Origin of the sequence: uncultured Pseudophaeobacter sp. (assembly GCA_905479575.1) — a bacterium.
GTDB lineage: Bacteria > Pseudomonadota > Alphaproteobacteria > Rhodobacterales > Rhodobacteraceae > Pseudophaeobacter.
Map to the genome: position 1 here is coordinate 24,450 of CAJQNB010000087.1, position 6,346 is coordinate 30,795.

At 60.1% G+C, this 6,346-nt stretch carries 5 protein-coding genes; 1 reads left to right on the top strand and 4 read right to left on the bottom strand.

What is annotated here, in order from left to right:
* Window positions 1-69: 69 nt before the first annotated feature.
* Window positions 70-2,367, bottom strand: a complete 2,298-nt coding sequence (locus tag QZ268_RS19430) for an adenosylcobalamin-dependent ribonucleoside-diphosphate reductase (RefSeq protein ID WP_295455765.1) — start codon at window positions 2,365-2,367, stop codon at window positions 70-72.
* A gap of 190 nt (window positions 2,368-2,557) precedes the next feature.
* On the opposite strand from QZ268_RS19430, the gene QZ268_RS19435 reads away from it, so the two are divergent.
* The gene (locus tag QZ268_RS19435; protein WP_295455767.1) at window positions 2,558-2,989 is read left to right on the top strand and encodes a DUF1489 domain-containing protein; all 432 of its coding nucleotides are present in this window, start codon (window positions 2,558-2,560) and stop codon (window positions 2,987-2,989) included.
* 276 nt (window positions 2,990-3,265) lie between these two features.
* Here QZ268_RS19435 and hisG read toward each other — a convergent pair whose 3' ends face one another.
* The 3 genes from hisG to hisS form a co-directional block, all read right to left on the bottom strand.
* Window positions 3,266-3,958: an ATP phosphoribosyltransferase gene (gene hisG, locus QZ268_RS19440; RefSeq protein ID WP_295455769.1), complete on the bottom strand. Its 693-nt coding sequence runs from the start codon at window positions 3,956-3,958 to the stop codon at window positions 3,266-3,268.
* Entirely contained in the window at window positions 3,955-5,043 is a 1,089-nt protein-coding gene (locus QZ268_RS19445) for an ATP phosphoribosyltransferase regulatory subunit (protein WP_295455770.1), read from the bottom strand. Before QZ268_RS19445 ends, hisG begins: the two co-directional genes overlap by 4 nt.
* 3 nt (window positions 5,044-5,046) lie before the next feature.
* Window positions 5,047-6,346 (bottom strand): histidine--tRNA ligase (gene hisS, locus QZ268_RS19450; RefSeq protein WP_295455772.1); only part of this gene is annotated, 1,300 nt, incomplete at its 5' end.

The following is a 6,346-nucleotide window of genomic DNA, read 5'->3' on the forward strand; positions in this document are numbered from 1 at the left end:
ATTTGGGCCCAAAACCAGCTCAATTGGGCCTCAATTGCATGGTTTCACAACAAGAGGCTTTCTTCTCAGTCAGCCACATTTCGAGTGGCCACAGCTGCGGCAGGTCATGCAGCCTTCGATCATCTGCATGTCGAATTGGCCACAGCTTGGGCAGGCCTTACCGCGGGGGGCGTTCAGGTTCACCACCTCTGCCTGCGGGTCGGATTTCAACCCCATGCCTTCGCCCTCAAGAAAGCCCGTCTTGACCATATGGGTCTCGATCACCCCGCCAATGGCTGCCAAAATCGAGGGAATGTATTTGCCCTGCACCCAGGCCCCTCCGCGTGGATCAAATACTGCCTTCAGCTCCTCCACCACAAAGGAGACATCGCCGCCGCGCCGGAACACCGCCGAGATCATCCGGGTGAGCGCCAAGGTCCAGGCATAGTGCTCCATGTTTTTGGAATTGATGAAGACTTCAAACGGCCGACGGTGATCGCTGATGATAATGTCGTTGATGGTCAGATAGATCGCATGTTCCGAATCCGGCCATTTCAGCTTATAGGTATGCCCTTCCAGCGACTGCGGACGGTCCAGTGGCTCCGACATGTAGACCACTTCGGCACCGGTCTCTCCCTGCGCGCTGGCATGGGGTGCATCTGCGGTTTCACCAGGAGCGGTATCAGCGCTTTCAGACACAGACAGGACTGACCCGGTCACATCATTGGGGCGATAGGTGGTACAGCCTTTGCAGCCCTGATCCCAGGCTTGCATGTAAACATCCTTGAAGTCGTCAAAGGAGATGTCCTCGGGGCAGTTGATGGTCTTGGAGATCGAGCTGTCGATCCATTTCTGTGCTGCGGCCTGCATCTTGACATGGGCCGCAGGTGGCAGCGTCTGGGCGTTGACAAAATAGTCGGGCAGTGCGGCATCGGTGCCAAATTTTTCCCGGTACATCTGTACTGCGTAATCGACGACCTCTTCTTCGGTGCGGCTGCCGTCTTTCTGTAAAACCTTGCGGCTATAGGCATAGGCAAAGACCGGTTCGATCCCCGAAGATACATTGCCCGCATAGAGGCTGATGGTTCCGGTGGGGGCGATTGAGGTCAGCAGCGCGTTGCGGATACCGTGTTCGCGGATAGCCTCGCGCACGTCCTCATCCATGTTCATCATATTGCCCGAGGCCAGATAGGCTTCGGCATCAAACAGCGGGAAGGCGCCCTTTTCCTTGGCCAAATCCACCGAGGCCAGATAGGCGGCGCGGGCGATTGCATGCAGCCAGCGGTCGGTCTGACGCGCCGCTTCGTCCGAGCCATATTCCAGCCCCAGCATCAACAGCGCATCGGCCAGCCCCGTCACGCCCAGGCCAATCCGGCGTTTCGCCTGGGCCTCGGCGGCCTGGGCCTCCAATGGGAATTTCGATACATCCACCACATTGTCCATCATACGCACGGCGGTGGCGACCAGCTCCTGCATGGCGCTTTGGTTCAGCTCGGCAGAGGCTTCAAAAGGGTTGGAAACCAGGCGCGCCATATTGATCGAGCCCAGCAAGCAGGCGCCATAGGGCGGCAGCGGCTGCTCGCCGCAAGGGTTGGTGGCGCAGATGTTTTCAATATAGCTGAGGTTATTGGCCTTGTTGATCCGGTCAATAAAGATCACGCCGGGCTCGGCATATTCATAGGTCGCCTGCATGATCTTGTTCCACAGATCCCGCGCCTGCACGGTGTGGTAGATTTTACCGTCGAACTTCAGCTCCCAGGGGCCATCCGCCTTGACGGCTTCCATGAAATCATCGGTGATCAGCACCGACATGTTAAACATCCGCAGACGGGCCGCGTCGGATTTTGCGGTGATAAAGGCCTCAACATCCGGATGGTCGCAGCGCATGGTGGCCATCATCGCGCCGCGGCGCGAGCCTGCGGACATGATGGTACGGCACATGGCATCCCAGACATCCATGAACGACAACGGCCCCGAAGCATCTGCCGCCACGCCTTTGACATCCGCGCCGCGCGGGCGAATGGTCGAAAAGTCATACCCGATGCCGCCCCCCTGCTGCATGGTCAGCGCCGCCTCTTTCAACATGTCAAAAATACCCGCCATGCTGTCGGGTACGGTCCCCATCACAAAGCAGTTGAACAGGGTCACCTGACGCGCGGTGCCGGCCCCAGCGGTAATCCGGCCTGCGGGCAGGTATTTGAAATCTTCCAGCGCCTCGTAGAACTTCTCTTCCCAGACGGCGGGCTTGTCCTCGGCGCGGGCGAGATCACGGGCAATACGACGCCAGCTATCCTCCACGGTCACATCGATGGGGGTGCCGTCCGCTTCCTTGAAACGATACTTCATATCCCAGATTTGTGCGGCGATGGGGGCAGCAAAGCGGCTCATATAGTGATTCCCTATTGGTCGGTGATCGGAGGTGAGTGGCGGCTTCGATACTACAGGCTGGTGGAAATCCTCAACGGTGAAATCACAGATCATTGAGAAATAATTACTGAGTGTACCACAATATCTTGCTCGCACCAAATTTCAAAACACTATATAAGGGTTGGGCTCTGGACGACTCTGTGGGGAAGCTGTGGATAACTATGTCAATCTGGTGAAGCTCTCTGTTGGCACAGAAAGCGTCGAAAACCTGCAGGACTGGCAGGACATGACCGGGCTGCGACTGCCCGAAGGACTGCCGCGTCACGTCACCCGCATGTGGCCCAAACGCGAGGCAGAGATTCTCGCTGGTGGATCAATCTATTGGGTCATCAAGGGACAGATCCAGTGCCGCCAGCGCATCCTGCGCATGGATGAGGTGATCGGCGAGGATGGTATTCGCCGCTGCGCCATTATCCTTGACGCCAAACTTCACCGCACCCAGACCGCCACCAAACGCCCCTTTCAGGGCTGGCGCTACCTCAAGCCCGAAGACAGCCCCGCCGACCTGCCAGAAGGGCGCAGCACAGAAGAGCCTCTGCCTCTGGAGCTCTCCCAGGCTCTGGCCGAAATCGGCGTCCTCTAATCGGCAGAAAGCCACAGTGGCCTCTCTGGTGTCCGGATTTTGCGGCACGCACCACCGCACCGCCCTGCGCAACAGGGTTTAGCCGTGCGGCCACAAGGGTATGCATTGCTCTTGATCTGCGCAAAACCTGTCTCAGCACGAAAAAGCGCCGCGCGATAGCGCGGCGCCGGGCCCAACGGGAGCCCGGTGCACTTTAGTGCATGGGCGACGGGCGGGAGCCCCCCCTTTTGGCCTTCTAACTCAGCGTTCCCTGGTCATTCCCCGGTCACCCCCAGCTCAGCCGTGGATCAACTCTGACAGCGCCTTCAGCGCGACGCGTTCCGCTTCCGAATAGGAGGCCACACGGCTGCGCCACAGGGTCGCCTGGCTTTGCAATACCAAACCATCCGACAGCAGTTTGAGGTGATTGGCCCGCAGGGTCTCGCCGGTGGAAGTAATATCGGCCACCATCTCTGCGGTTTCATTCTTCACCGTGCCTTCAGTGGCGCCCTGGCTGTCGACCAGCTGGTAATCTGCCACTCCGGCCTCGGTGAGGAACTCACGCACCAGGCGGTGGTATTTGGTGGCAATCCGCAGGCGGTGACCATGGGTTTTGCGGAAAGCCGCCGCCACCGCATCCAGGTCATCCAGCGTATCCACGTCGATCCAGCACTGCGGCACCGCCAAGATCAAATCCGCATGACCAAAGCCAAGTGGCTCCAGCTCTTCCAGCTGTTGCTCCCAGAGCGGCAGTTTTTCCTGCACCAGATCGGTGCCGGTCACGCCCAGGTGAATGCGACCTGCCGCCAGCTCCCGCGGGATTTCCCCCGCCGAGAGCAGCACCAGCTCCATGCCTTCAACCCCTTCGATGGCGCCGGCATATTCCCGTTCCGACCCGGTCCGCGCCAGGGTCACGCCCCGTTTGGCAAACCAATCAAACGTCTTATCCATCAGCCGCCCCTTGGACGGCACACCCAGTTTCAGGCTCATGACTGACCCTCCTCGAGCATCAGCATCAGATCCGGACGCAGCACGCCCCCAACAGCGGGGATTTCACCGCCATTCCCCAATTGCCGCGTCAGCGCATCATAGCGCCCGCCACTGGCAATGGGAGGCAAATCCGGCCGCACTTCGGCATAGAATCCAAAGACAAACCCGTCATAATATTCCATCGAGGTGCGCCCGTAGGAGGCCTCAAAATCCAGACTGTCAATATCAATGCCCCGCGCCTTGAGCGCCGCAATCCGCCCGTCCAGACGATCCAGGGCCGGGTTGATTGCAGGCAGGTCCACTGCGATATCGCGCATCTGTTCAATGGCAAAGGGTACGGTTTCGCGTACCGCCATCAGCGCCTCAAGCGCCAGCAACTCGTTTTCCGCAATGGGCGGCGCCGCAGCATCGGCCCGCAGCAGCGCAATGCGCGCCTCCACTTCCGCTTCGCTGCGCTTGCCCAGAACCGTCGTCTCCCCCGTCAGCCCGCTTTCCGAGGACAGCAGTTTCAACCGGCTTTCCGGCACCGCACTGCGGCCGGCATACCGGTCCAGCAAAGAGCGAAACCGCCGGGGACGCCAGATATGGCGCATCAGGGCAGATTTACGGATCTGCGTGGTGTTCAACCCCTCAACCGCAGCCATCAGAATACCAATATCCCCGGTTGCCGCCCGCAGGGGCAAGCCACGCAGTTGCAAGGCAATCAACGCAAAGACCTCGGCATCGGCGGCAGCCGGATCATCGCGGTCAAACACCTCATAGCCCACCTGTAGGTATTCGCTGGCGCGATCCGGGTCATGTTCCTGGCGGCGAAACACTTCGCCGGCGTAGGTATAGCGCGCGGGCTCGGCCCCCTCCCGCATATGCATCTGCACCACCGGCAGGGTGAAATCCGGGCGCAGCATCTGTTCGCCACGCACCGCATCCGAGGTCACATAGGCCCGGGCCCGAATGTCCTCACCATAGAGATCCAGCAGGGTGCCGGCCGGCTGCAACAGAGGTGGCTCCACCACCTGCGCCCCAGCGGCCTCAAAGTTCATGCGCAGCCGTGCGGCCCGCGCCAGTGTTTTTGAGCGATCCATCATGGTCTAGCCCTGGCTCTCTAGAATTTCGCGCACCTTGGCGACCAGATCGCCGCGCGGCACTTCAAACTGGCTGGGACGCTCTTTCCACTCTTCCAGCGTGGCGCTTTCAGCGATCTTGGCGCCCAGGATCAGATCCTTGATCTGAATGACGCCATTTTCCTTTTCGTCACCGCCTTCGATCACCGCGATGGGGGAATTACGCTTATCCGCATATTTCAGCTGGTTGCCAAAATTCTTGGGGTTACCCAGGTAGACTTCGGCGCGAATGCCAGCATTCCGCAGCTCGGCCACCATCGCCTGATAATCCGCCATGCGGGCTTTATCCATCACTGTGACCACAACAGGCCCCGTGGGCGTGGCACTGAGGCGGCCCTTTTCGCGCAGCGCAGCGAGCAGGCGATCAACGCCAATGGACATACCCGTTGCCGGTACTTCCTGACCGGTGAAACGTTTCACCAGATCATCGTAGCGCCCGCCCCCGGCAACAGAGCCAAACTGCCGTTTGCGCCCCTTGTCGTCAAAGATCTCAAAGGTCAGCTCGGCCTCGTAGACCGGGCCGGTGTAGTATCCCAGGCCCCGCACAATCGAGGGGTCAATCTCAATCCGGTCAGCGCCATAGCCACCGGCGGCCATCAGATCACCGATCTGTTCCAGCTCGCCAATGCCTTCGGCCCCCACTTTTGAGGCACCAACGGCGGCGCGCAGGTTCTCAAAGGTCTTCGCGGCCGTATCAGCCTTGGAGGTCAGGAAGGCAATCACCGGATCTGCCTGATCAGCGCTGAGACCAACCCCGTCAATATAGGCACCAGAGGCATCCAGACGGCCCTTGGTCAGCAGCTCACGCACGCCGGCCTCGCCCACCTTGTCAAATTTGTCGATGGTGCGCAGCACGTTGTCGCGGGCCAGCTGGTCATCGCCCAGCCCCATGACCTCCAGCACGCCGTTCATCACCTTGCGGTTGTTGACCCGCACCAGATAGTCACCACGTGGGATGCCGACGGTTTCCAGCGTATCAGACAGCATCATGCAGATTTCGGCATCTGCCGCCATAGACGCCGTACCCACGGTATCGGCATCGCACTGATAGAACTGACGATAGCGCCCGGGACCAGGTTTTTCATTGCGCCAGACCGGCCCCATCGCGTAGCGGCGGTAAGGCGTTGGCAGGTCGTTGCGGTGTTGGGCGAAGACGCGGGCGAGCGGTGCTGTCAGGTCGTAGCGGAGCGCAAGCCAATCACCCGGCTTGTCGGTGCCGTCGTCTTCCTGCCAGGCGAAGACGCCTTCGTTGGGGCGGTCAACGTCG

Bases quoted from the DNA above. Each gene is read 5' to 3' on its own strand.
- QZ268_RS19430 (WP_295455765.1), bottom strand. From the start codon at position 2,367: ATGAGCCGCTTTGCTGCCCCCATCGCCGCACAAATCTGGGATATGAAG.
- QZ268_RS19445 (WP_295455770.1), bottom strand. From the start codon at position 5,043: ATGATGGATCGCTCAAAAACACTGGCGCGGGCCGCACGGCTGCGCATG.
- hisG (WP_295455769.1), bottom strand. From the start codon at position 3,958: ATGAGCCTGAAACTGGGTGTGCCGTCCAAGGGGCGGCTGATGGATAAG.